Genomic DNA, 21,995 nt, shown 5'->3' with positions numbered 1-21,995 from the left:
TCATTTTAAAGAGGGAGCACGCCATGACCATAACCCCCGGAAGCGCCATTCCCACGGCAACCGTCTACGAGATGACCCCCGATGGCCCCCAGGGCGTGAGCACGGACGAACTGTTCAAGGGAAAACGCGTCGTCATGTTCGGCATACCGGGTGCGTTCACGCCGACCTGCTCGGCGCATCACCTGCCCGGTTTTGTCCAACATGCCGAGCGCCTGCGCGAAAAAGGGATCGATTCCCTGATTTGCATGGCGGTCAATGACGCCTTCGTGATGGGCGCCTGGGGCAAGGACCAGAGCGTCGGCGATACCGTGCGCATGATCGCGGATGGCGATGGTGAACTGACCAAGGCCATGGGCATGGAATTGGACTTGACCGGCAAGGGCCTGGGGCTACGCTGCCAGCGCTTCGCCCTGGTGGTCAACGACGGCGTCATTGAACGCGTCGAAATCGACCCCGCCGGAACGTTCGAATTCACAAGCGCCGAGGCCATTTTGTCGTCTCTTTGAAGACGGGAAATTTGGAATGAAGTCACGGGAGGCGCGGACCGGGATTGTATCTTAGATTTTTCCGCGCAATAAAAGCGCTGGAAATTGTTCGGCGGAAACCGGACGACTAAAGTAAAAACCCTGCACCTCGTCGCAGCCGTTGGCGCTGAGATGGGCGAGCTGAGCCTGGGTCTCGACCCCCTCGGCGGTGACCATCATGTCTAGGGCGCGACCGAGGTTAATGACCGCGTTAACGATCGCAGCGTCGTTGCCGTCGCTGATGATGTCGCGCACGAAAGACATGTCGATTTTAATCCGGTCCAAAGGAAACCGCTTCAGGTACGCCAACGAAGAGTAACCCGTGCCAAAGTCGTCCAGGGATATCTTCACGCCAAGCTGCGTGAGGTGATCCAGGATATCCGCCGTCTTGCTCGCGTCATCCATGGCCGTGCTTTCGGTAATTTCCAATTCGAGATATTGGGGATCCAATCCCACCTCGTCGAGAATATCGGCGACCATGCCGACCAAATAATCGTCGCGAAATTGAACCGCCGATAGATTCACGGCGACACCCAACGGCTTCAGACCCATATCCTGCCACGCCTTATTTTGGCTGGCCGCGGTGCGCAGGACCCATTCGCCGATGGGAACGATCAGGCCACTTTTTTCCGCCAGGGGGATAAAGTCCGACGGAGGGATATTGCCCCGTTCCGGATGATTCCAACGTATGAGGGCTTCCATGCCGACAATTTCACCATCCTTGCTCAGCACCTTGGGCTGATAAAGCAGATAAAATTCCTTGTTTTCCAAGGCGCGACGTAGGTCCTGCTCCATCTCGTTACGCGAACGAATGATGTCGCTCATATTGATGTCATAGAAGGCGAAGGTGTTGCGCCCTCTGGACTTGGCTTCATACATAGCGATGTCGGCGTTGCGCAGAAGTTCTTCGGGATTTTGATCGTCGAGCGGGTAGACGGTAATCCCGATACTCCCCCCGATGAAGATGTTTTTCGCACCAATTTGAAAAGGCTCGCTCAACCCCTTGAGTATCTTTTTCGCCAGCAGTTCGGCATCGTCAACATGGCGGATCGAGGGCTGAATCACGGCGAATTCATCCCCTCCCAGGCGCGCGACGGTATCGGTTTTGCGGATGACCGATTTGAGTTTTTTCGCCACCCCCACCAGGAGGGCGTCGCCCGCGCCATGACCCTCGCTATCGTTAACGTCCTTGAAAAAATCGAGATCGAGGAAGTGCAGCGCCACCATCCGGTGATCGCGGTCGCCCTGCAGTTGGGCCATCTCCAAGCGATCAAAAAAAACAGCCCGGTTGGGAAGCCCGGTCAAAGAATCGTAATTGGCTTGCTGCCAAATCGTTTTCTCCGCCTCCTTGCGATCCGTGACATCCTGAATGGCGGCGATGAATCCCCCACCCCCGCCAGAGGTATGATGTTGCAGATGCACCTCCACCGGATACAACGTTTCGTCCTCACGCATCAGCACCGTTTCGAAAATGTGGATGTCCTTTTCACCCTCCAAGAGGCGACCCAACATCTGGCGGAACTGAAGGTCGGTGAAGGTCGGCATCAGATCGAGCGGGGTCATCCGGCGCAATTCATCCAGGGCGTATCCCAGATTACGCCGGGCGGTTTTGTTGACGTGACTGAAAAGAAGCGTTTGCGCATTGAAGGCGTAAAACTCTTGCCCCACCAGATCGAACAAAGTCAAGGCATCGTCTTCAAAGGGGCCGTCGCCGGCCTTTTCGTAATGAATGACGAACCCGCCGTCACTCAACGCGTTAATCACGCCGTCAAGGTCCGCCCCATCGTACTCCTTGGGCAACAAAAAAGCGGCGTCGCATTTTTTTATCAACTCCAGGCCGCGCCCGATATGCCCATCGGGATCGCCGGGACCGTAGTCGCCACGCAATGACATTTGACGGATGAGGTCATCGACATACATGCCGACACTAATATCGGGGGGGAGAATATCCAACGCCCGGTAAAATGCACGATTGAAGACCTTCAGCTTTCTATCCGCGCCAAAGACCGCGATTCCCTGTCCTATGTGGTCAAGAAACTCAAATGGGCGCGCGCCACCGTCCGTCAGTTCATCGATCGGCACATCGTACATGTCCTTCATGCCATCCATATTTCGAGTCTTTTTCCCAGGGCGCACGCGGAGCCAGACCGCACACGGACAAATCGTTCGCGAAAAATACTTAAGACGGCCTAGCAAATCGATCCGCGAGAACAATTGGGCCGAAATCCCCCCGCAAACCGACCTTTATAAAACAATTGTACATGAAAATGCGTTCATATGTGAAGACTCTGATATATTTTCCACGAACGTGGAAAACTAAAAAATCAACACGCGGCGCCTGGACGCATCAGATTTAAGAGGTCCTGACCCTAGTCGGGGTTTAACACGACGCCCCGGCGCGCGAGGGCGTCGGCGCGCTCGTTCTCGGGGTGCCCGGCGTGCCCCTTGACCCAACGCCACGCCACGTCGTGGCGCGAAAGCGCGGCATCCAAACGCCGCCACAAATCGGCGTTTTTAACCGGCTTCTTGGCGGCGGTCTTCCATCCGTTTCGCTTCCAGTTATGGATCCATTTGGTGATCCCGTCGCGGACATAGGTGCTGTCGGTATGAACGATCACGCCGACCGGGCGCTTCAGGCTCTCCAGCGCGCGGATCGCGGCCATCAGCTCCATTCTATTGTTGGTCGTAGCGTCCTCGCCACCGAACAGTTCCTTTTCGTTACCATTCCAAAGCAGCAGGGCGCCCCAACCGCCGGGGCCAGGGTTCCCGCTGCATGCCCCATCGGTGTATATTTCGACGGATTTTGCCGGCGCTTCGCTCATATTTTTTCAATCCCTTGAGTCAATCTCTTGAGGTTGTATTCCTTCGCACGCGCCGCGCTTATTCGAGGCCATAATCCGACGGGTGGCTCACTTCTTGATGAAATCGCAGTTTCGCCAAATATTCCAATGGGTTTTTCGGCGTGACAAAAGCATCCTGCGGCGTGTTCAACCAATCATAAAGGCGGGTCAATAAAAAACGCATCGCCGCACCGCGCGCCATCAAAGGCAGCGCCGCCAACTCCCGTTCGGAAAAGTCGCGGTGACGACGGTAGGCGCTCAACATCCGCCGCGCCTTGGTGATGTTGAAGCTGTTGTCGGCCTCGAAGCACCAGGCGTTCAAGCATATCCCAACGTCGTAGGCGAAAAAATCGTTACAGGCGAAATAGAAATCAATAATCCCCGAAAGGCGTCCGTGGCGAAAAAAAACATTATCGGGAAACAGATCCCCGTGAATAACACCGCCGGGCAATTCTTTCGGCCAATGGGCCTGCAGATACGCCAACTCCCGCGCCAATTCCTCGGTCAACCCGGCGCGCACTTCATCGCCGCGCCCCCGGCACGAAGCCAAAACCCCTTCCCAGGCGTCGATCGTCAACCTGTTCGCCCGGCGCATCGGAAAATCCTGCCCCGCCAGATGTAGTTGCGCCATGCCCGCCCCCACTTCGGCGCAATGCTCCACCAGGATTCGCCGCGGCCACATTCCCGCCAAGAACGTCACGACCGCCGCCGGACGACCGCACAAGGTTCCCAAAGATTTTCCGTCGCGCCGTTTCAACGGCACCGGACAGGGAATACCCTTAGCCGAAAGATGCCCCAGCAAGTTCAAAAAATACGGCAAATCATCAGGCTCGACGCGCTTTTCATAGAGTGTCAGAATGTAGTTGCCGGTTTCCGTAATAAGTTGAAAGTTCGAATTCTCGATTCCCTCGGCGATCCCCTTGCAGGCGAGGATTTCGCCAAAATCGTAGCACCCGGCGAAGGCGTTCAATTCGGTATCGGAAACTTCGGTATATACAGCCATGCGGTCAATCCGGGGATGGGGATAAAGGGGGATCTGTGTTTTCATAGATACCCTCCATCGTTCTGACAAGGGGGTATCGAGACGACGGCGGGGTATCATCGAGACGACGGCAAGCCACGACAAGGGCACACGATGCGCTATTTGGAGACACACCCCGGAGTTTACGCCGAGGTTCGCCGAAAAAAAAATGTCCGGGGCCTTCGCGGCGCCCTCGGCGTGTTTTTAGGCCTCGGCCTGCTCGGGGTTCTTCATTTTTCCAACGCTTGGGCGGCCTACGGCGTGGATAGCGCGAACAAACAAATGGACGATGCCGCGCGAACCACCGGCGCGCCGCTTTTGTTGCCCGGATCCACGCTTTCCAAGCAAGCCATATTGAAAATTCAGCATTTCCTACGCGCCCAGGGCCTCTATCTCGGCCCACTCGACGGACGTGAAAGTCCAACCTTATCGCGTGCCGTGCGCGAATTTCAGAAAAAAACGGGATTGCCGATCGACGGACAAATCACCGACACCCTGGCGCGACGCATAGAGCAAAGCGAAAAAATAGACACCCTGCTGCGCCGTCTTGAAAAAAACCGGCGCGCCTCGACCATCAAGGCGCGCGACGCCTTGCGTAACCATCCCGAAACCCGATATCTGATCGAGGATCGAGACCGGATCAGCCGAGAGACGGCGGACCCCACGCGCCACCCCGACGCCTGCTTCGCCCATCCCACGCCGCGCTGCCTGCTTAGCGAGGCATTTCAAAGCGCCAAAGCGATCTATAAACCCGAGATGCGCGACTGGGCCCTAGGGGAGATTTTGGTCTCCCAAGCCAAGGCCGGGATTGCCGATGACGCCATGGAGGCCGCCCGACGCATTCACGATCCCCGTTTGATCATGCGCGCCTTGCGCGATATCGCCATAGGACAAGCTCAAGCGGGGCAGGACGCCGCCGCCATGAACGCCGCCCGGATCATTCCCGATCCACAAAAAAAGATCGAAGCCCTTATCGCCATCGCCGAGGCCCAATCACGGTCCCGAACTCAATCCCGAACTCAATCCCAAGTTCAATCCCAAGCCCGGACGCACGCCAAGTCCCACGCCCAGGCGATGGGTCGCACCATCGCGCGCGCCCGCACCCTGATCGAGACGTTCCCAAACTCGCGTCAACGCATTGAATTTTACGCCCGTTTAGGCGCCATTGCGCTGCGCGCCAACGGCTCGACCGCACGCATCGCCGAGGATATCCTTCGGCGCGCCGAGAGTCTGGCGCGTGGCCTTCCCACCCCCCGGGAACGGGCGCATGCTCGCGATCAACTGGCCCTCGCCTACGCCAGGGGCGGCCAGCCCGACATCGCCCTGCGTCTCATGAAAATCGGCGGTGACGCCAAACCCCGGGCACAACAAACGCCGGTGTTGGTGGCCAGCGCCCGTCAGCAAGTCCTGGCGGGCGACACCGCGGGCGCGCTCGACACCGCGAAAGCCATCGCCGGGGCGCGCTACCGCGCGGTCATCCACGCCTCCATCGCCGTTAGTCAGGCCAAGGCCGGCGCTTTCGCCGCGGCGCAGGACGCCATCGACACCGCGCTCAAGGAAGCCGAAGGAATTAAACTGCCCTTCGCCAAGTCCTACGCCTTGGCGCATATCGCCCTTTCCCTGGCCGAAATCGCCGATCTCGCCTCCCCTCGCCGCGAAGCGTCCACCCTCAATACCCGCGCGCTTCGCACCGCAAGCTCGGTCGGCGACGTCCGGCTGCGCGCTCAAACCCTGTGGTCTATCGCCGACATTCGCGCCGCCGGCGGCGACAACGACGCATACCGGCGTATTTCCTCCCGCGCCGAAGCCGCCAGCGCAAGCATCAAAAGCGCGCTCGCCCGGAGCTGGATGTTTGCCGATATCGCCACCCGGCGCGCCCAGGAAAACGACATTCCCGGCGCACGGCGCGCCTTCGCCCGCGCCCTGGACGAGGCGAAACGCATTGAGCCGTCCTGGGGCCGGGCGCGGGCGCTGGCGAAAAGCGCCGCCGCACTCAGCGAGATAGAAAGCATCGCGATGAACGCCGAACCATGACGCCCCCCCGGGCGCTTGAACGCTTGTAAGCGATCGTGCGCTCCTCTACATTGCGCAATTGCCGATAGGCTTTTCATTTCCCGACCGTGAAGAAGGATTCCTTTATGACCACCCCACACATTGCGCAAAAGGCCCCCTACGCCACCGAGCTTGAGGAAGGCAAGACCTACTACTGGTGCGCCTGCGGACACAGCGCCAAACAGCCGATGTGCGACGGCGCCCACAAGGGAAGCGATTTCAAGCCGATGGTTTTCACCGCCGAGAAAACCGGGACGGCTCACCTGTGCGGGTGCAAGGCCACCAAGACGCCGCCTTATTGTGACGGAACCCACTCGAAACTGTAATTTCCTCAACGTATCGGGCTCCGTTTTCGAATAACGCCCCTCCCCTTTCCACGCAAGGAAGCCTCACGCAGGAAAGCTCATGAAATTTCCCCCACGCACGGTTTTCGCCATCGCCGCCCTGGCGTTTCTGGGGGCATGTTCCTCTTTGCCCAATCCGTTCGCCGAAAAAATTCCCCCCGCGTGCCCGCGTATCGCCATTTTACAAAACGCCGGCGCAATCACCCACTTCACGCCGGATGGCGGACATGACATTACCGACATCCGCTATTCGGGCGATATCCTGCGCCTGAATTCGCTGTGCGAAAACGCCTTCGACAAAAACGGCGCGGGGACGATGACCGTGCAAGTCAGCCCCGTCCTTTCCCTCTCCCGCGGTCCCGCCAATACCGAAGGGACTGCCGCGCTCGCCTACTTCGTCGCCTTGTCGAGCAAGCAACACCCGTTGTGGATGCGCCGAACCTTTCCGTTGCACATCACCTTTCCCCAGAACCTGACGCGGGTGCTGTGGTCGGACGATGTCCCCATAACCCTGACAATTCCCGTTGAAAAGGGACAAAAACCGAGCGACTTCACCGTCTATGTCGGCTTCGTCTTGAGCCGGGACGAATATCAACACAACCTTAAAATCCGGGCCCAAGGCCAATAACGCCCACCGAAATCGAACTCCCCCCCCACGGTTATCAAAAAAACCGCGCATATCGCGCGCATGGCGATTGACGTGGTAAAGGCAATCTCTAGAATACCCCCGTCGGGGCGTGCTCCGACACAAGGACGAAAATAAGGTACCTCAACTACGTACCGCCACGGGAGAGACCGCCCCTTTCGCGTTTTCTTAATGCGAAGCGTCGGCGCCGAAGGAGCAACCACCCCGGAAACTCTCAGGCAAAAGGACCGTGGACGGCTAGAGGCTCTGGAAAGCAGGCGCCCGCAACATCCCGTAAAAGGGAAAAAACGGAGCGCCTCACCGAAGATGTAACCTGCTTCTCGCGAAGGTTCGTGGGGCGCCGGGAATCTTTCAGGTTCCAAGACAGAGGGGGCATTCACCGGCTCACGAACCGCGCCCGCGGGCCAGAACGCCGCCGATCTGTTGGAGAATTCCGTGAGCGACACCCCCCAGACTCCCCCCCTGAAAACCACTCCGTTGGACGCCCTGCACCGTGAATTAGGCGCCAAGATGGTGCCCTTCGCCGGTTACGACATGCCGGTGCAGTACCCGGCGGGCATTCTCAAGGAACATCTGCACACCCGCGCGCATGCCGCGCTGTTCGACGTCTCGCACATGGGCCAGGCTTTTCTGCGCGGCGAAAATGCCGCCAAGGCGTTCGAAAAAATCGTCCCCGGCGATTATCAAGGCATGGCCGCGGGCAAAACCCGCTACAGCATCTTGACCAACGACAAGGGGGGCATCCTCGACGATCTGATGGCGACCCAGTTGGGCGGCGATCTTTATCTGGTGGTCAACGCCGCCTGCAAGGAGCAGGATTTCGCCCACATCGCCCACCACACCGAGGGCGCGGCGACGTTGGAGATTATCGACGACCGCGCCCTATTGGCGCTGCAAGGACCCGAGGCCGAAACGGTGCTCGCCCGCCTCTGTCCGCCTGCGCGCCATATGCTGTTCATGAGCTTCGCCGAATTGACGATCGCCGCCATCCCCTGTTTCGTCACCCGTTCGGGTTATACCGGCGAGGACGGCTATGAGATATCGGTTCCCGCCGATCGCGCCCTGGAATTGGCGCGCATCTTGCTGGACGAACCCGAAGTCGCCCCGGCGGGATTGGGCGCGCGCGATTCGCTGCGCCTAGAAGCCGGATTGTGCCTCTACGGCCACGACATCGACCAGGACACGACCCCCAGCGAAGCCGGCCTGAATTGGGTGATCAACAAGCGCCGCCGCGAAGAAGGCGGTTTCCCCGGCGCGGATATCATCCTCGATCAGATCAAAAACGGCGTCCGGCGCAAGCGCGTCGGCATCCTGCCCGAAGGGCGCGCCCCGGCGCGCGAACACACCGAAATTCAGGATATCGACGGCGCGCGGATCGGCGAAATCACCAGCGGCGGTTTCGGCCCCAGCGTCGGCGGCCCCATCGCGATGGGCTATGTCGCCAGCGCCCACGCCGCCCCGGACACGCCGGTGCAACTGATCGTGCGCGGCAAAGCGCTGCCCGCCAAGGTCGTCAAAATGCCGTTTGTCGCCCATAACTACAAAATCAAATAAGACCGCTTTTTTCACCCCCATCACCAAGACCGTTAAAGGAACGCCCACCAATGAGCACCGTCAAATACACCAAGGAACACGAATGGGTCCGCGTCGAAGGCGACAGCGCCTACGTCGGGGTCAGCCAATACGCCCTGGAGCAGCTTGGCGATCTGGTCTTCGTCGAGGTGCCCGAGGCCGGGCGCGAACTGAAACAGGGGGACGAAGCCGCCGTCGTCGAATCGGTCAAGGCCGCCAGCGAGATCTATGCCCCCCTTTCCGGCGCCGTGCTTGAAGGCAACGCCGCCGTCGCCGACGACCCGACCGCGGTCAGCCCCGACGCCAATGGCGACGGCTGGTTCTTCAAGATGTCGATCGCCGACGCCGGCGAACTGGACGGCTTGATGGATGAAGACGCCTATCGGGCCTACACCGCGGGCCTCGAATAAGGAAAGACACCATGCGTTACCTGCCCCTGACCGACGCCGATCGCAGCGCCATGCTGGACAAAATCGGCGTCGGCGCGACGCGCGATTTGTATTGCGACGTCCCCGCCGGCGCCCTACTCACCGACCCCGTGGACCTGCCCCTGCACAAGGGGGAACAGGATGTCGAACGGACGATCGCCGCGCTGGGGGCGAAGAATATCAGCCCCAGCGACGCGCCGTGTTTCCTGGGGGCGGGGGCTTACCGCCACCACATCCCCGCCACCGTCGATTATATGATCCAGCGCGGCGAGTTTCTCACCGCCTACACCCCCTACCAGCCCGAAGTCTCACAGGGCACCTTACAGGCATTGTTCGAATTTCAGACCCAGGTCGCCCTGCTGACGGGGATGGATGTCGCCAACGCCTCGATGTATGACGGCGCCAGCGCCTGCGCCGAGGCGGTGATGATGGCGGCGCGTATCACCCGACGCGGGCGCGCCGTGCTTTCCGGCGGACTGCATCCCCATTACCGCGCGGTCGCGGACACCCACGCCCGCTTCCTGGGCCACGAGATGACCGGCCCCGCCCCCCGTCTTGAGGGCGACGAGGATATCGCCGGCCTAATCGACGACAATACCGCCTGCGTCGTGGTGCAGACCCCCGACGTCTTCGGACGCCTGCATGACCTCACCGCCCTGGCCGAGGCTTGTCACGAAAAGGGCGCGCTTTTGATCGCGGTCTTTACCGAGGCGGTTTCCCTCGGCCTGATCGCCCCACCGGGGGAAATGGGCGCGGATATCGTCGTCGGCGAGGGCCAGTCGATCGGCAATGCGCTGTCGTTCGGCGGCCCCTATGTCGGCCTGTTCGCCACCCGCGACAAATACGTGCGTCAGATGCCGGGCCGGGTCTGCGGACAAACCCGGGACAGTGAGGGTAAGCGGGGTTGGGTGCTTACCCTGTCCACGCGCGAACAGCATATCCGCCGCGAGAAGGCGACCAGCAACATCTGCACCAACGCCGGACTGTGCGCCCTGGCGTTCACCGTCCACATGTCGTTGCTGGGCGAGGACGGCCTGCGCCGCCTTGCCGAGATCAACCATGCCAAGGCGGTCATGCTGGCCGATAAGGTGGCCGCCATCAACGGCGTGCGCGTGGTCAACGACACCTTCTTCAACGAGTTTACCGTCGAACTGACGCGCCCCGCGGCGTTGGTGGTCGAGGACCTCGCCGCCAGGGGCATCCTGGGCGGGGTTCCGCTGTCGCGCCTGATGCCCGGGCGCGCGCAATTCGCCAACCATCTTCTTCTCGCCGCCAGCGAAACGGTCGGCGACGACGACATCGCGCGGCTGTGCGCCGCACTTAAAGAGGTTCTGTAAAATGGACGTATCGCAAGGACGCAAGGGCCAGCCCATGGCCGGCTCCATTTCCCCCGCGGGCGAGACTTTCACCGGCAATCGCGCCCTTCATCTGGAAGAACCGCTGATTTTCGAATTGGACGCCCAGGGCCGTTGCGGGGTCGATCTCGATCCCGCCCCCGCCGTCCAAGACCGCTTGGGCGGGTTGAAGCGCCGCGCCCCGGTCGGTCTGCCCGGTCTCAGCGAGCCTCAGGTCGTGCGCCATTTCACCCGGCTCAGCCAGAAAAACTACGGCATCGATTCGGGGATGTACCCGCTCGGCTCGTGCACCATGAAGCACAACCCCAGGCTCAACGAAAAGCTTGCCCGCGCCAAGGGATTGGGCGATCTGCACCCGATGCAGCCGGACAGCACCGCGCAAGGCGCGCTGGAGCTGATCGACACCCTGGCGCATTGGTTAAAAACGATCACCGCGATGCCCGCCGTCGCCATGTCGCCCGCCGCGGGGGCGCACGGCGAATTATGCGGAATGATGGCGATCAAGGCCGCCATCGACGTCCGCGGCGAGAAGCGCGGTCGCGTCCTGGTTCCCGAATCGGCCCACGGCACCAACCCGGCGACCGCCGCGGCATGCGGGTTCAGTGTCGATTCGATCCCCGCCAACGCACGCGGCCGGGTCGATCTTGACGCCTTCAAGGCGAAACTGGGCGACGACGTCGCCGCGATCATGCTGACCAACCCCAATACCTGCGGCCTGTTCGAAAACGACATGATCGCCATCGCCGAGGCGATCCACGACGCCGGCGGCTACTTCTACTGCGACGGCGCCAATCTGAACGCCATCATGGGCCGCGTGCGCCCCGGCGATCTGGGCATCGACTGCATGCACATCAACCTGCACAAGACGTTTTCCACCCCGCACGGCGGCGGCGGCCCCGGTGCGGGCCCGGTGGTGTTGTCGGCGGCCCTGGCCCCCTTCGCCCCGCTGCCCTATGTGGTTCATGACGCGGCGGGGTACCGCCTCGTCGAACACGACGAAGGCGGCGACGCCCAGCCGTTCGGCCGCCTGAAGGGCTACCACGGCCAGATGGGAATGTTCATCCGCTCGCTGGCGTATATGCTCAGCCACGGCGCGGACGGCCTGCGCCGAGCCTCGGGCGACGCGGTGTTAAGCGCCAACTATCTGCTCGCCAGCCTGCAAGATGTGATGAGCGCCTCGTTCCCGGGACCGTGCATGCACGAGGCCCTGTTCGACGATCATTTCCTTAAAGATACCGGGGTCACCACCTTGGATTTCGCCAAGGCGATGATCGACGAAGGCTTCCATCCGATGACCATGTACTTCCCGCTGGTCGTCCACGGCGCCCTGCTGATGGAACCGACGGAAAGCGAGAGCAAGGAAACCCTCGATCAATACATCGCGACCTTGCGGGCGCTGTGCGCGCGGGCGAAATCCGGCGATATCCAGACGTTTAAGGACGCTCCGCGCTTCACCCCGCGACGCCGGCTCGACGAAACCGCAGCCGCGCGCAAGCCGGTGCTGCGCTGGAAAGCCGAGACGGAGGGAACTTCGGCGGCGCAATAAAAACATCCCCCTCGGACGCGGCGGCGGTTAACGGACGACCCCGGACTCGGGCCGCCGCCCGCGTTCTTTCCGGGCCGGCGGCGAAGACATCAGAGCAGCAGACATCAGAGCAGCAACGAAGACAAGGCCGGCGACACGGCGGCGGGTTTAAAACAATCCGTCCTCGTCGGCGTCGGTCTGCGGCAAGGCGTCCTCGCCGCCGCCGAATAAGTCGTCCATATAGGCGAATTCCTTGCGCAGGCCGCGACGGGCGAGCAGCTTGCGTTGCGCCGGTTCGGGAAAATCGGAAAACATGATCGCACCCCGTTCGATCAGGATGTCGATCAAATCTTCCAAAATACGAATAATGCCCAAATCCGATTCGAGCAATTCCTGCTGGGCGCGGGCTTCGGGGCTATCGTTCTGAAGAAAGGACGTCAGCTCGTGATCGTTGGCCGCCACGAATTCGGAACCCTCGACCTCTTCGCTCAACACCGCAATAATGCGCCCTTCGGCATTGCGCATGATGTAGGGCATAAAACCCCTCCCGTCCAATCATTCGGAACATAAAAAGTTTATTATTCAATGATATAAAAAAGACCGCATCAAATGCCAGCGCATTATTCGCGCTAAGCATTATTTGCGCTAACGCCGGTTCACCGCCATCGCAGTTTTTCGGCACGCCTCCTAAATTCGGAAACTTTCTAGAAGGCGAGATAATCGCTCAAACCCGTTTTCCCGACACGGATATTGAAGGACAGGGCCTTGTGATATTTCCGTTTATAATCGCGGTACAGGGCCGCCGTGGACACGCTGTGGGGGAGATTGACGGCGATCTTGCTATTATCCCAGGCGAAAACGTCCTGGGGAAAGGTCAGCCCCTTAAACGCCGCGGACGGCCAGCGATAAGCGGCAAAATGGGTTTTTCCCCCGACACAGGCCACCACGGTCCAGTAAAAATCGGCGGAATTTAGTTCCAGCCCTTCGGGCGCGCCGGCGAACGCGCCGTCGCGGCCAAGATCGTCGCGCAAGGTTTGCATCTGCGTCGGGCTGAGCGTACGGTGCGCCTCCGCGCCGCGCCACGGCGCGAAAAGATCGCCCGGCGTCCCGACGGTAAAATCACTGACATCGGCGGGGCCGAGAACGCGTGTTTCCATGGTCGCGCCGCGCGCGCCGGTTTCCATGGCCGCGCCGGGCGCGCCGCCAATCTCGTACATACGCACCTGCTGAAGGTAAATGCCGTTGTAAACAAGACGATAGTGATCCGGCGCGCCCGCCGTGCACTGGCGGCGGATATCGTCTCCGTTAAGGTAGGAAAACCACGACAGTTTGCGCACCACGGGCTGATCGATCCCCCCCCGATAGGCGCATCCGGCGAGGAACAAGACAAAAACCAACACGGCGCCTTTTTTAATCATCACGATCCTCGATCACTTCGAAGTCATGGGTAATCTCAGCGCATTTCGCCAGCATGATCGAGGCCGAGCAATACTTCTCCGCCGAGAGGTCAATCGCGCGGGCGACGTGTTTGGGGTCCAGATTTTTGCCGCTAATTTTAAAATGGACATGAATCCGGGTAAACACTTTAGGGTCGGTTTCCGCCCGCTCGGCGGTAATTTCGGCGATGCAGTCATGCACCTTCTGGCGCGCCTTCTCGAGGATCATGGTCACATCGAACGACGTGCACCCCCCCAGTCCCAACAACAACATTTCCATCGGTCGCACGCCCATATTGCGTCCGCCATGCTCCGGCGCGCCGTCCATGATCACCGCATGACCACTGCCCGCCTCGCCGATGAACATCTTGTCCCCGGCCCATTTTATACGCACCTGCATGAAAATCCCTTTCGAGCGCCGACCTTCGGACCTCATCCGGGTCCATATCGGCATGCGATGACACGCCGCTTTTCCGCGAGCGACGCGTCATCGTAGCAAATTCATCGTGACGGTGCGATCTTTTCCACACGAAAAACCGGCGGCGGCGCACGGTGCGTTACGGCACGTCCACCAAGACCACTTCACTGTCCTCGCGGGCCTTGACGACGATCCCGTCTTCTTCGTCAATCGCCGCTCCCGAACGTTCGGAGAGCGCCACGCCATTGACCTCGATCACACCCCGAGCGGGAACGACATAGGCCTTGCGCCCCTTTTCGAGAGGATAGACGGCCTGTTCCCCCTTGTTCAGCACCGTGGCCGACAATGCGGCGTCCTGATGGATGAACAATGCGCCGTCATGCGCCTCGCCCCCTCGCCCACTGACCAACACTTCGAATCGCCCCTCGCGGGCGGGGGTATCGAAGCTGCGGGTTTCCCATCTCGGTTGGTGACCCGCGCGATCGGGTTCGATCCAGATTTGAAACAGGCGCAACGGCCCGTCCTCGCGGTTATGTTCCGCGTGCACTATTCCGGTGCCTGCGCTCATCACCTGAACCTCACCCTGGCGGGTGCGCCCCCGGTTGCCTAGGCTGTCTTGGTGGCTGACCGCCCCCTGACGCAGGTAAGTGATGATTTCCATGTCCCGATGCGGATGCATGTCGAAACCGGTCTGCGCCGCGATCAAATCGTCGTTCCACACCCGAAGCGCGCCGAAACGGGTACGTTCCGGATCGAAATAATCGGCGAAACTGAAATGATGGCGGGCGTTCAACCAACCATGGTCGGCATGACCCAAACTTTCAAATGAGCGAACATCAATCATCGTCTTTCCTTTTCTCCATCGGTTTTTCCGCGTGTGCGTTCATGCGGGAAAGGCGGCGGCCTAGGCGAACAATTTTTGAGCGATCTCCGCCACATGTGCGCCCTGAAAACGGGCGATGGCCAATTCGTTCGCGCTGGGCGTGCGTGAACCGTCGGGCGCCGCCATGGTTCCCGCGCCATAGGGCGTCCCACCGCTAATTTCATCCATGACCATCAATTCCTGACACGTACAAGGCACCCCGACCACGATCATGCCGTGATGGAAAAGGGTGGTGTGAAACGAGGTGATCGTGGTCTCATGACCGCCGTGCTGTGTCGCCGTGGACACGAACACGCTGCCGATCTTGCTCGCCAAAGCGCCTTTCATCCACAACCCACCCGTCTGATCGAGGAAATTACGCATCTGCGCCGCCATGTTGCCGAAACGGGTCGGTGTGCCGAAAATAATCGCGTCGAAATCGGCGAGCGCCTCGGGCGTCGCCAACGGAGCCTTTTGATCGACCTTAAACCCCGCACCCTGGGCGGCTTCGGACGACATCACCTCGGGAACGCGCATCAACGTCGCCTGTGCGCCGTCGATCGACCGCACACCGTCGGCCACCGCCTCGGCCATCGTTTCGACATGGCCGTAAGAACTGTAATAAAGCACCAAAACCTTACTCATGAGTGACTCCTTCCTGATAGATGGACGCCCGCAGCTGTGATCTCGTTCACGGGGGCAACAAAAATTCCGGCTGAAAGAAACCCTATTCATTTAATAAAAAATTGACAATCATAGCAAAATTCACAATATTGTTTCCCATTAAGAAACAATATTGTGAACCCTATGGACAAGCTCGCCGCCATGACGGTCTTCGCCCACGTCGCCGAAAGCGAAAGCTTCACCGCGGCGGCGAACGAACTGGGCATATCAAAGGCGGCGGCCAGCAAAATGGTCTCGACCCTGGAAGATCACTTAGGTGTGCGACTGATCAACCGCACCACGCGCCGGTTAAACCTGACGGAAGTCGGCAGCGCCTATCTGGAACGCACGGTGCGTATCCTTTCCGACGTCGAAGAGGCCGACGCCCAGGCCGGAAGCCTCAACGCCGAACCCCGAGGCACCTTGCGCATCAGCGCGCCGATGACCTTCGGGACCAAGCACTTGGCTCCGCATATCGGCGCATTGATCGCCAAACACCCTCGTCTGAGGGTTGATCTCGACCTCAGCGACCGCATCGTTGACGTCATCGATGAAGGGTATGATTTAGCGATCCGTATCGCGACGTTGTCCGATTCCAGTCTGATCGCGCAAAAACTGGCTCCGGTGCGCATGCTTGTTTGCGCATCGCCCGAATATTGGCGCGACGCCCCCGCCGTCCACCGCCCGGAAGACCTGAGGGCGCATAACTGCCTGCTTTATGCCTATACGCCGCCGGAATGGCGTTTCGAAACGTCCGAAGGCCCGATAATTGTCAAGGTATCGGGAAATTTTCGCACCAATAACGGCGAAGCCCTGCGCGCCGCGGCATGCGACGGCTTGGGGGTCATCCTCGAACCCGACTTCATCGTCGGACAAAGCATTCAATCCGGACGGCTGGTCAGCGCACTGGGCGACTTCCCCATCCCTTCGAGCGCGGTGCACGCGGTTTACCCGCCGGGACGCCACTTGTCGGCTAAGGTCCGCGCCTTTATCGCCTTCGCAAAAGAAACCGTCGGACGACGCCCCTATTGGGGTATCCCTGGAAACAACGCCCCATAAGACGTAACCCCAACGTCCCTCCCGGACACCCTTCCCCCCACGAGAAAACTGTAAAAGTATTTCGCAACCCGGCATGCGGATACCTATATCTAAGGTGATGACATGCGCTACAATGGGGAATTATGGCTAAAGGTTTTTCAAATATACATGGCGTCATACCCTTCCCCACCGGAACAGAGAACGATAAGGGTGGGGAGCATGCGCCCATGAATTCCAGATTTTTTTGCGGCGATCTCGACATTCGGATCGACCGCGAAGGTGGGTGGTTTTATAATGGAACTCCCGTCTTGCGTAAGGAGATGGTCTGCCTGTTCGCATCCGTTTTGCTGCGCGATGAGGAAGGTGATTTTTGGCTGGTCACCCCCGATGAAATGGGCCGCATCGAGGTTGAGGATACGCCGTTCATCGGGGTTGAGCTGTTCTTCGTGGGTAGCGGGGAAAATCAAGTGATCAGCCTACGCACCAACATTGACGAAATTATCACCATCGACGCCGCCCACCCGCTGCGCATTTCGATCAATCCCACAACCCACGAGCCGTCACCCGTCGTCACCGTGCGCGATGGGCTTGACGCCCGCTTGAGCCGTGCGGTTTATTATGAATTGGTCGAACGAGGCGAAGAACGCCGGGTCGGGGAAAAAACCTTGTTTGGGGTATGGAGCGCCGGCCTGTTTTTCGAACTCGGCTCACTTAACGAGCATGAGTGACAGGAGCGTGAGTGACGCGTGTCAGAATCAAAAAAGAGTGGCTTGTTCGCCATCTGAAAACACCTTCTCGTGGACAGAACCATGGCCTCGCGGGGGATCGCGACGTTGACCCCACCCTGCCGCGCGGCGACGTTCTGCGCGACGCCGCCGTTCTCATCGCTATCGTCCAGAACCCCAGGGAAAGCACCATTTTGCTGACCCGTCGCACCGATCATCTCGCCCATCACCCCGGCCAAATCAGCTTCCCCGGCGGACGTCTGGAGGACGGCGAAAGCCCCGCCGAGGGGGCGCTGCGTGAAGCCTGGGAGGAAACCGGGCTCGACCCACACGACGTCGATATCATCGGACGGCTCGATACCTACGTCACCGGCACCGGATTCTCCATAAGCCCCATCGTCGCCCTGGTAAAGGCCCCACTGACCCCGGTCCCCGACCCTTTCGAGGTCGCCGAGATTTTCGAAGCGCCTCTCTCATTCTTGATGGATCCGACCAATCACAAACGCCACGATGCCGTCATCAAGGGCGTGGCGCGCCACTATCACGCCATACCTTATGGCCCTTATTACATTTGGGGCGCGACGGCGAGCATACTGATAAATTTGTATCGACGTCTCGCCTAGGCTCAGGACCTAGTGGTTTGAGTTTAACATTTGAGTCCGATGCAATTGGACACAAATGCATGAAGAAATCAAACTGCAACAAAAAGATAGATAGTGGTCGGCCCGATGGTTCGCGGGAGCAAAACGTCGGCCCGATCCACTAGACCAGGGTTCCCCGCCACGAATGCCGCCGTCCCGCCCCACTCGGTTAACGCTTTCTTGCCGTACACACGATTAGAAGCGTATTTTTAGACGGAGCGCGCCCACGGCGCCCCATACGCATGCCCCAATGTCGCAAAAGGACGCCCCAACGTGGATCCGACAGGACAAATTCCTCGCCAACCGTGGATGCTTTGGCCCGAAACTCAGTCCGTGATGGCGGCCCTAACCGCGCGGGGGGACGAGGCCCGCTTCGTCGGCGGTTGCGTACGCGACAGCATTTTAAAGCGTCCCGTCAACGACATCGACATCGCGACCCCCGCCCCGCCGGAAACCGTGATCGCCTTATTGGAGGCCGCCGACATCAAGGCGATCCCCACCGGGATCGACCACGGTACGATCACCGCCGTGATCGGCTCTACGCACTTCGAGGTCACCACGCTGCGTATCGACGTCGCCACCGACGGCAGGCGCGCCCAGGTTGCCTATACCGACGACTGGACCCAGGACGCCGCCCGGCGAGATTTCACCATCAACGCCATGTCTTGTACCCAGGACGGCGATATTTTCGACCCTTACGGCGGCCTCGAAGACCTTGGGCTAGGCCGGATTCGCTTCGTCGGCGACGCCCGCCAACGCATCACCGAGGACGTCTTGCGCCTTCTGCGTTTTTTCCGTTTCCAGGCCGCTTACGGACGCCCGCCGCTCGATATCGAGGCGCGCAACGCCTGCCGGAATCTGGCGTGCCGCCTTCCCGAGCTTTCCGGCGAGCGGGTGCGCGGCGAGCTGTTTCGTATTCTGACAGGCCCCAATCCGGCCGACACCCTGATCGTGATGCGCGAGGAAACGGTGCTCGACTATATCCTGCCCGAGGCCCGCAATATCGCCCGCCTTAGGATGACCGAATGGCTCAGCACCCGGGCGGTCAGGGTCGAAGGGCTGGAACCCTCGCCCGTACGCCGATTGGCGGCGTTGATCGGCAAAGGCGGCACGCCCACCGATGGCGATCCCATCGCCGACCGCCTGAAATTTTCAAATAAGGAACGCGCCCACTTGCGCCTGATGTTGGCCCCACCGGAAGCCATCAGCCCGGACCTTCCAGTCGCGGCCCGCCACCGAATGCTCTATCGCTTCGGCAATACCAACGTCCGCGATCTCGCCCTGCTCGCCTGGGCCGATGAATTGACGCTAAACGCCCACCTTCCCCGCCCGCGCACCGACGCCTGGATCGCGATTGTCGAGGAAACGGCGACGTGGCGGCGACCCGAATTCCCACTCAAGGGCCGCGATCTTCTCGACCTGGGAATCCCGCCGGGCCCCCAAATGGGAAACTTTCTGAAGAATACGGAAGCCTGGTGGCAAGACGCCGACTTCGTTCCCGATCGCAGCGCTTGCCTGGAGCACCTGCGCCGGATCGCCGAAAGTTAATCCCCCCCCGGCAAGAAAAAGGGGTTGCGCCTCAAGGAGCGGCGTTTTATATGATGCCCACCCAAACGGGACCGGACCCATCCGCACCAAAAACCCACGCGCCGTCGTGACGCCCCTTGGAACGGATGCAAAGCCCTCTCCCTCAATCGCTGAAGCGCGATGAAAAACATTTGGGGCGCATAGCTCAGTTGGTAGAGCAGCTGACTCTTAATCAGCGGGTCGTAGGTTCGAGCCCTACTGCGCCCACCAATTCAAACAACGCCTTAGCTGGTATCGGCTGAGGCGTTGGTTTTTTCGGGTAAGCGATAGGTAAGCAGTGCAGGGATGGTAATGCCCCCGAAAAAGAGTGGTGATGGATTCAATTGGTCACAGCAACACCGTGTCGAGTCTATGAGCTGGCGTTTCGAAGTCCAATGTTTTTCTTGGGCGACTGTTAAGTTTTTCAGCAACTCTATTGAGGTCGCGCTGTGAATATCCTGACAAGCAATGTCCCTTGGGAAAATATTGCCGCAGCAATCCATTCGTATTCTCGTTTGTTCCTCGCTGCCAAGGGCTGCTTGGATCACAAAAATATACGTCCATGTTCGTTGCCATTGAGAACTTTCGGTGTGCGGCTAATTCTGTGCCCCGATCCCAAGTTAGACTTTGCCTCAAAAGGTTCGGTAGTTTTTTCATTTGCTTCGATAACGCGGTCACAACGGTCTCCGTGTCTTTTCCATCGACTTTCACCAAGACTGTAAACCTCGATTGGCGTTCCACAACCGTCGCAATGTAACTGTTCTTTGAACCGCAGATGAGATCGCCTTCCCAATGCCCAGGAACGGCCCGATCTTCGATTAAGGCCGGTCGTTCACTGATCGAAACACCGCCAACAATCGCTCCCCTGGAGGCCACTTTATGGTTTTTAGAATGCCTGAACTTGCGTTTGGTTCTCAGGTGGTTTCGCATTTCCTTTCGAAATAAACCACGCGTTTGTATAAACAAACTTTTGTAAATTGTTTCGGGGGACACGCGTAAACTTTCATCGTCTGGATATGTCAGTTTTAGCCAACCCGATATTTGTTCAGGTGACCAATTTTCAGACACTTTACGCGTAACCAGTCCTTTTAAGAGGATGTTTTTAGCAAGAAGGCATGGCTTTGGCCGTTTAGATCGTTGCCAAGCGGCCTTATCGGCATCTGCGGCTCTATATCGAAGGCGTCCTCCATTCTTCTTGATCTCCCGGCAGACAGTAGAGGCACTTCGACCCAGAAAGCTGGCAATCGATCGAATACTTTGACCCGTCACCACGCCTCTCGATATTTCTTCGCGCTCGCCCAAAGATAAAGACCTCGTGGATCGTATTCGATGACGAAGCTGGATCCCGCCGTGGTAGCGTAAATATGAGAATATCGTTGCTGGAGGTTTTTCAATGGCTCGGGCAATCTGAATCATGGGAATCCCATTTTTCCATTCATCCCAAATAACCGCCTTCTTTTGATCGTTCATAGGGGGTGGCTTTTGCATATACCGTAATCCTCATTATCTATAAGGCGTTCAGAGTATGTTGCATCGACCAATTGAATCCATCGTCTTCAAAAGTAGAATTTTCTCGTAATGTTTTTACAGGAGATTCAAATGAAGAAATCCCGATACACGGACAGCCAGATCATCAATATTTTGAAGCAGGCGGAGGCTGGCACGCCGGTTCCGGAGCTTTGCCGAGAGCACGGTATGAGCAATGCCTGCTTTTATAAATGGCGGGCCAAATATGGCGGCATGGATGCGTCACTGATGGGGCGGATGAAGGAACTTGAGGCTGAAAACAGCCGACTCAAGAAGATGTACGCCGATGTGCAACTTCAAAACAATGTCATCAAGGAAGCCCTGGCAAAAAAGTGGTGAAGCCGTCCCGGCGTCGTGAGATGGCACAATGTGCTGTCAACACGGGGCGGCTTAACATCCGGTCAGCGTGCGCGGCCTTCACGATCAGTGAAAGCTGCTATCGCTATCAGCCGAAGCTGAGCGATGAGAATGCCGAGATTGCCGACGGGTTGATCTTGCTGACGAACCGGCAACGCAACTGGGGCTTCAAGCTGTGCTTTTTGTATTTGCGTAACGTCAGGGGCTTTGGCTGGAACCACAAACGTGTTTATCGGATTTACTGCGAGCTGGCGCTGAACCAATATATTTTTGAAACGATTGACGAGGTACAGGAAGCAGCCACAGCATGGTTGTGGACTTACAACAATGAACGGCCCAACATGGCCATTGGCGGAATAACGCCAAAACAAAAACTTGCCATGGGCATGCCCATGGCAGCTTAAAACATTCTACTTGCAGAGACCATTCAAAAAGGGGGTATTACCCAGTAAGTT

Annotated in this window: 22 protein-coding genes, 1 tRNA gene, 1 pseudogene and 2 riboswitches; of the genes and pseudogenes, 15 read left to right on the top strand and 9 right to left on the bottom strand. The window is 59.0% G+C overall.

Annotated elements, in window-relative coordinates; translation table 11 throughout:
• Positions 1–23: 23 nt before the first annotated feature.
• The gene (locus tag P3M64_RS13750) at positions 24–506 is read left to right on the top strand and encodes a peroxiredoxin (protein WP_132939099.1); all 483 of its coding nucleotides are present in this window, start codon (positions 24–26) and stop codon (positions 504–506) included.
• Between the two features lie 51 nt (positions 507–557).
• On the opposite strand, the gene P3M64_RS13745 is transcribed toward P3M64_RS13750, so the two are convergent.
• The 3 genes from P3M64_RS13745 to P3M64_RS13735 all read right to left on the bottom strand — a co-directional run bounded on the left by P3M64_RS13745 (position 558) and on the right by P3M64_RS13735 (position 4,367).
• Positions 558–2,633: an EAL domain-containing protein gene (locus P3M64_RS13745; RefSeq protein ID WP_132939100.1), complete on the bottom strand. Its 2,076-nt coding sequence runs from the start codon at positions 2,631–2,633 to the stop codon at positions 558–560.
• 260 nt (positions 2,634–2,893) lie between these two features.
• Positions 2,894–3,346 (bottom strand): ribonuclease HI, encoded by a 453-nt coding sequence (gene rnhA / locus P3M64_RS13740; protein ID WP_132939101.1) that lies wholly within the window; start codon positions 3,344–3,346, stop codon positions 2,894–2,896.
• A gap of 58 nt (positions 3,347–3,404) precedes the next feature.
• A complete protein-coding gene (locus tag P3M64_RS13735) occupies positions 3,405–4,367 on the bottom strand; it encodes a homoserine kinase (protein ID WP_132939131.1) in 963 nt (320 codons plus the stop codon).
• Positions 4,368–4,499: 132 nt separating this feature from the next.
• Between P3M64_RS13735 and P3M64_RS13730 the strand changes: the two genes are divergently transcribed.
• The 7 genes from P3M64_RS13730 to gcvPB all read left to right on the top strand — a co-directional run bounded on the left by P3M64_RS13730 (position 4,500) and on the right by gcvPB (position 12,328).
• Positions 4,500–6,419: a peptidoglycan-binding domain-containing protein gene (locus P3M64_RS13730; RefSeq protein ID WP_132939102.1), complete on the top strand. Its 1,920-nt coding sequence runs from the start codon at positions 4,500–4,502 to the stop codon at positions 6,417–6,419.
• Positions 6,420–6,523: 104 nt separating this feature from the next.
• Complete coding sequence (locus tag P3M64_RS13725; protein WP_132939103.1) at positions 6,524–6,763, top strand: CDGSH iron-sulfur domain-containing protein; 240 nt, start codon at positions 6,524–6,526, stop codon at positions 6,761–6,763.
• A gap of 79 nt (positions 6,764–6,842) precedes the next feature.
• Complete coding sequence (locus P3M64_RS13720; RefSeq protein WP_132939104.1) at positions 6,843–7,409, top strand: hypothetical protein; 567 nt, start codon at positions 6,843–6,845, stop codon at positions 7,407–7,409.
• A gap of 148 nt (positions 7,410–7,557) precedes the next feature.
• Positions 7,558–7,667: riboswitch (glycine riboswitch) on the top strand.
• Positions 7,668–7,671: 4 nt separating this feature from the next.
• A riboswitch (glycine riboswitch) is annotated at positions 7,672–7,796 on the top strand.
• A 66-nt stretch (positions 7,797–7,862) separates the two neighbouring features.
• The gene (gcvT, locus tag P3M64_RS13715) at positions 7,863–8,981 is read left to right on the top strand and encodes a glycine cleavage system aminomethyltransferase GcvT (RefSeq protein WP_132939105.1); all 1,119 of its coding nucleotides are present in this window, start codon (positions 7,863–7,865) and stop codon (positions 8,979–8,981) included.
• 50 nt (positions 8,982–9,031) lie between these two features.
• Entirely contained in the window at positions 9,032–9,409 is a 378-nt protein-coding gene (gene gcvH, locus P3M64_RS13710; RefSeq protein WP_132939106.1) for a glycine cleavage system protein GcvH, read from the top strand.
• Positions 9,410–9,420: 11 nt separating this feature from the next.
• Complete coding sequence (gcvPA, locus tag P3M64_RS13705) at positions 9,421–10,764, top strand: aminomethyl-transferring glycine dehydrogenase subunit GcvPA (protein WP_132939107.1); 1,344 nt, start codon at positions 9,421–9,423, stop codon at positions 10,762–10,764.
• Between the two features lie 34 nt (positions 10,765–10,798).
• Positions 10,799–12,328: an aminomethyl-transferring glycine dehydrogenase subunit GcvPB gene (gene gcvPB / locus P3M64_RS13700; RefSeq protein ID WP_243644774.1), complete on the top strand. Its 1,530-nt coding sequence runs from the start codon at positions 10,799–10,801 to the stop codon at positions 12,326–12,328.
• Positions 12,329–12,475: 147 nt separating this feature from the next.
• Here gcvPB and P3M64_RS13695 read toward each other — a convergent pair whose 3' ends face one another.
• The 5 genes from P3M64_RS13695 to wrbA all read right to left on the bottom strand — a co-directional run bounded on the left by P3M64_RS13695 (position 12,476) and on the right by wrbA (position 15,668).
• On the bottom strand, positions 12,476–12,844 hold the full coding sequence (locus P3M64_RS13695; protein ID WP_207893161.1) for a hypothetical protein: 369 nt from the start codon (positions 12,842–12,844) through the stop codon (positions 12,476–12,478).
• Between the two features lie 167 nt (positions 12,845–13,011).
• On the bottom strand, positions 13,012–13,725 hold the full coding sequence (locus P3M64_RS13690) for a hypothetical protein (protein WP_132939109.1): 714 nt from the start codon (positions 13,723–13,725) through the stop codon (positions 13,012–13,014).
• On the bottom strand, positions 13,718–14,143 hold the full coding sequence (locus P3M64_RS13685; protein ID WP_132939110.1) for an OsmC family protein: 426 nt from the start codon (positions 14,141–14,143) through the stop codon (positions 13,718–13,720). The genes P3M64_RS13690 and P3M64_RS13685 overlap by 8 nt, the downstream gene beginning before the upstream one ends.
• Before the next feature lie 157 nt (positions 14,144–14,300).
• On the bottom strand, positions 14,301–15,005 hold the full coding sequence (locus P3M64_RS13680; protein WP_132939111.1) for a pirin family protein: 705 nt from the start codon (positions 15,003–15,005) through the stop codon (positions 14,301–14,303).
• A gap of 60 nt (positions 15,006–15,065) precedes the next feature.
• Complete coding sequence (wrbA, locus tag P3M64_RS13675; protein ID WP_132939112.1) at positions 15,066–15,668, bottom strand: NAD(P)H:quinone oxidoreductase; 603 nt, start codon at positions 15,666–15,668, stop codon at positions 15,066–15,068.
• Between the two features lie 162 nt (positions 15,669–15,830).
• On the opposite strand from wrbA, the gene P3M64_RS13670 reads away from it, so the two are divergent.
• The 5 genes from P3M64_RS13670 (at position 15,831) to P3M64_RS13650 (ending at position 19,887) form a co-directional block, all read left to right on the top strand.
• On the top strand, positions 15,831–16,745 hold the full coding sequence (locus P3M64_RS13670) for a LysR family transcriptional regulator (protein ID WP_132939132.1): 915 nt from the start codon (positions 15,831–15,833) through the stop codon (positions 16,743–16,745).
• A 206-nt stretch (positions 16,746–16,951) separates the two neighbouring features.
• A complete protein-coding gene (locus P3M64_RS13665; RefSeq protein ID WP_165886318.1) occupies positions 16,952–17,452 on the top strand; it encodes a DUF1285 domain-containing protein in 501 nt (166 codons plus the stop codon).
• A gap of 11 nt (positions 17,453–17,463) precedes the next feature.
• Complete coding sequence (locus P3M64_RS13660; protein WP_207893162.1) at positions 17,464–18,072, top strand: NUDIX hydrolase; 609 nt, start codon at positions 17,464–17,466, stop codon at positions 18,070–18,072.
• 291 nt (positions 18,073–18,363) lie between these two features.
• Entirely contained in the window at positions 18,364–19,638 is a 1,275-nt protein-coding gene (locus P3M64_RS13655) for a CCA tRNA nucleotidyltransferase (protein ID WP_243644773.1), read from the top strand.
• A gap of 173 nt (positions 19,639–19,811) precedes the next feature.
• Positions 19,812–19,887, top strand: a tRNA-Lys gene (locus tag P3M64_RS13650).
• Between the two features lie 117 nt (positions 19,888–20,004).
• Here P3M64_RS13650 and P3M64_RS13645 read toward each other — a convergent pair.
• Positions 20,005–21,144 (bottom strand): IS30 family transposase, encoded by a 1,140-nt coding sequence (locus tag P3M64_RS13645; RefSeq protein ID WP_132940198.1) that lies wholly within the window; start codon positions 21,142–21,144, stop codon positions 20,005–20,007.
• Positions 21,145–21,255: 111 nt separating this feature from the next.
• On the opposite strand from P3M64_RS13645, the pseudogene P3M64_RS13640 reads away from it, so the two are divergent.
• Positions 21,256–21,800: pseudogene (locus P3M64_RS13640) on the top strand (transposase); the annotation flags it as partial.
• Entirely contained in the window at positions 21,777–21,944 is a 168-nt protein-coding gene (locus P3M64_RS14495) for an integrase core domain-containing protein (RefSeq protein ID WP_456119838.1), read from the top strand. The pseudogene P3M64_RS13640 and the gene P3M64_RS14495, both read left to right, overlap by 24 nt.
• Positions 21,945–21,995 lie beyond the last annotated feature (51 nt).

Origin of the sequence: Varunaivibrio sulfuroxidans, from assembly GCF_029318635.1 — a bacterium.
Classification (GTDB): Bacteria; Pseudomonadota; Alphaproteobacteria; order Rhodospirillales; family Magnetovibrionaceae; genus Varunaivibrio; species Varunaivibrio sulfuroxidans.
This window is presented reverse-complemented; position numbering and strand designations above follow the sequence as displayed.

Excerpts from the sequence above, each read along its gene's own strand:
- P3M64_RS13745 (WP_132939100.1), bottom strand. The coding sequence starts at position 2,633 with ATGGATGGCATGAAGGACATGTACGATGTGCCGATCGATGAACTGACG.
- P3M64_RS13690 (WP_132939109.1), bottom strand. The coding sequence starts at position 13,725 with ATGATTAAAAAAGGCGCCGTGTTGGTTTTTGTCTTGTTCCTCGCCGGA.
- P3M64_RS13735 (WP_132939131.1), bottom strand. The coding sequence starts at position 4,367 with ATGGCTGTATATACCGAAGTTTCCGATACCGAATTGAACGCCTTCGCC.
- P3M64_RS13665 (WP_165886318.1), top strand. The coding sequence starts at position 16,952 with ATGAATTCCAGATTTTTTTGCGGCGATCTCGACATTCGGATCGACCGC.
- P3M64_RS13685 (WP_132939110.1), bottom strand. The coding sequence starts at position 14,143 with ATGCAGGTGCGTATAAAATGGGCCGGGGACAAGATGTTCATCGGCGAG.
- wrbA (WP_132939112.1), bottom strand. The coding sequence starts at position 15,668 with ATGAGTAAGGTTTTGGTGCTTTATTACAGTTCTTACGGCCATGTCGAA.
- P3M64_RS13645 (WP_132940198.1), bottom strand. The coding sequence starts at position 21,144 with ATGCAAAAGCCACCCCCTATGAACGATCAAAAGAAGGCGGTTATTTGG.
- P3M64_RS13695 (WP_207893161.1), bottom strand. The coding sequence starts at position 12,844 with ATGCCCTACATCATGCGCAATGCCGAAGGGCGCATTATTGCGGTGTTG.
- gcvPB (WP_243644774.1), top strand. The coding sequence starts at position 10,799 with ATGGCCGGCTCCATTTCCCCCGCGGGCGAGACTTTCACCGGCAATCGC.
- gcvH (WP_132939106.1), top strand. The coding sequence starts at position 9,032 with ATGAGCACCGTCAAATACACCAAGGAACACGAATGGGTCCGCGTCGAA.
- P3M64_RS13725 (WP_132939103.1), top strand. The coding sequence starts at position 6,524 with ATGACCACCCCACACATTGCGCAAAAGGCCCCCTACGCCACCGAGCTT.
- gcvPA (WP_132939107.1), top strand. The coding sequence starts at position 9,421 with ATGCGTTACCTGCCCCTGACCGACGCCGATCGCAGCGCCATGCTGGAC.
- rnhA (WP_132939101.1), bottom strand. The coding sequence starts at position 3,346 with ATGAGCGAAGCGCCGGCAAAATCCGTCGAAATATACACCGATGGGGCA.
- P3M64_RS13670 (WP_132939132.1), top strand. The coding sequence starts at position 15,831 with ATGGACAAGCTCGCCGCCATGACGGTCTTCGCCCACGTCGCCGAAAGC.
- P3M64_RS13750 (WP_132939099.1), top strand. The coding sequence starts at position 24 with ATGACCATAACCCCCGGAAGCGCCATTCCCACGGCAACCGTCTACGAG.
- P3M64_RS13680 (WP_132939111.1), bottom strand. The coding sequence starts at position 15,005 with ATGATTGATGTTCGCTCATTTGAAAGTTTGGGTCATGCCGACCATGGT.
- P3M64_RS13720 (WP_132939104.1), top strand. The coding sequence starts at position 6,843 with ATGAAATTTCCCCCACGCACGGTTTTCGCCATCGCCGCCCTGGCGTTT.
- P3M64_RS13730 (WP_132939102.1), top strand. The coding sequence starts at position 4,500 with ATGCGCTATTTGGAGACACACCCCGGAGTTTACGCCGAGGTTCGCCGA.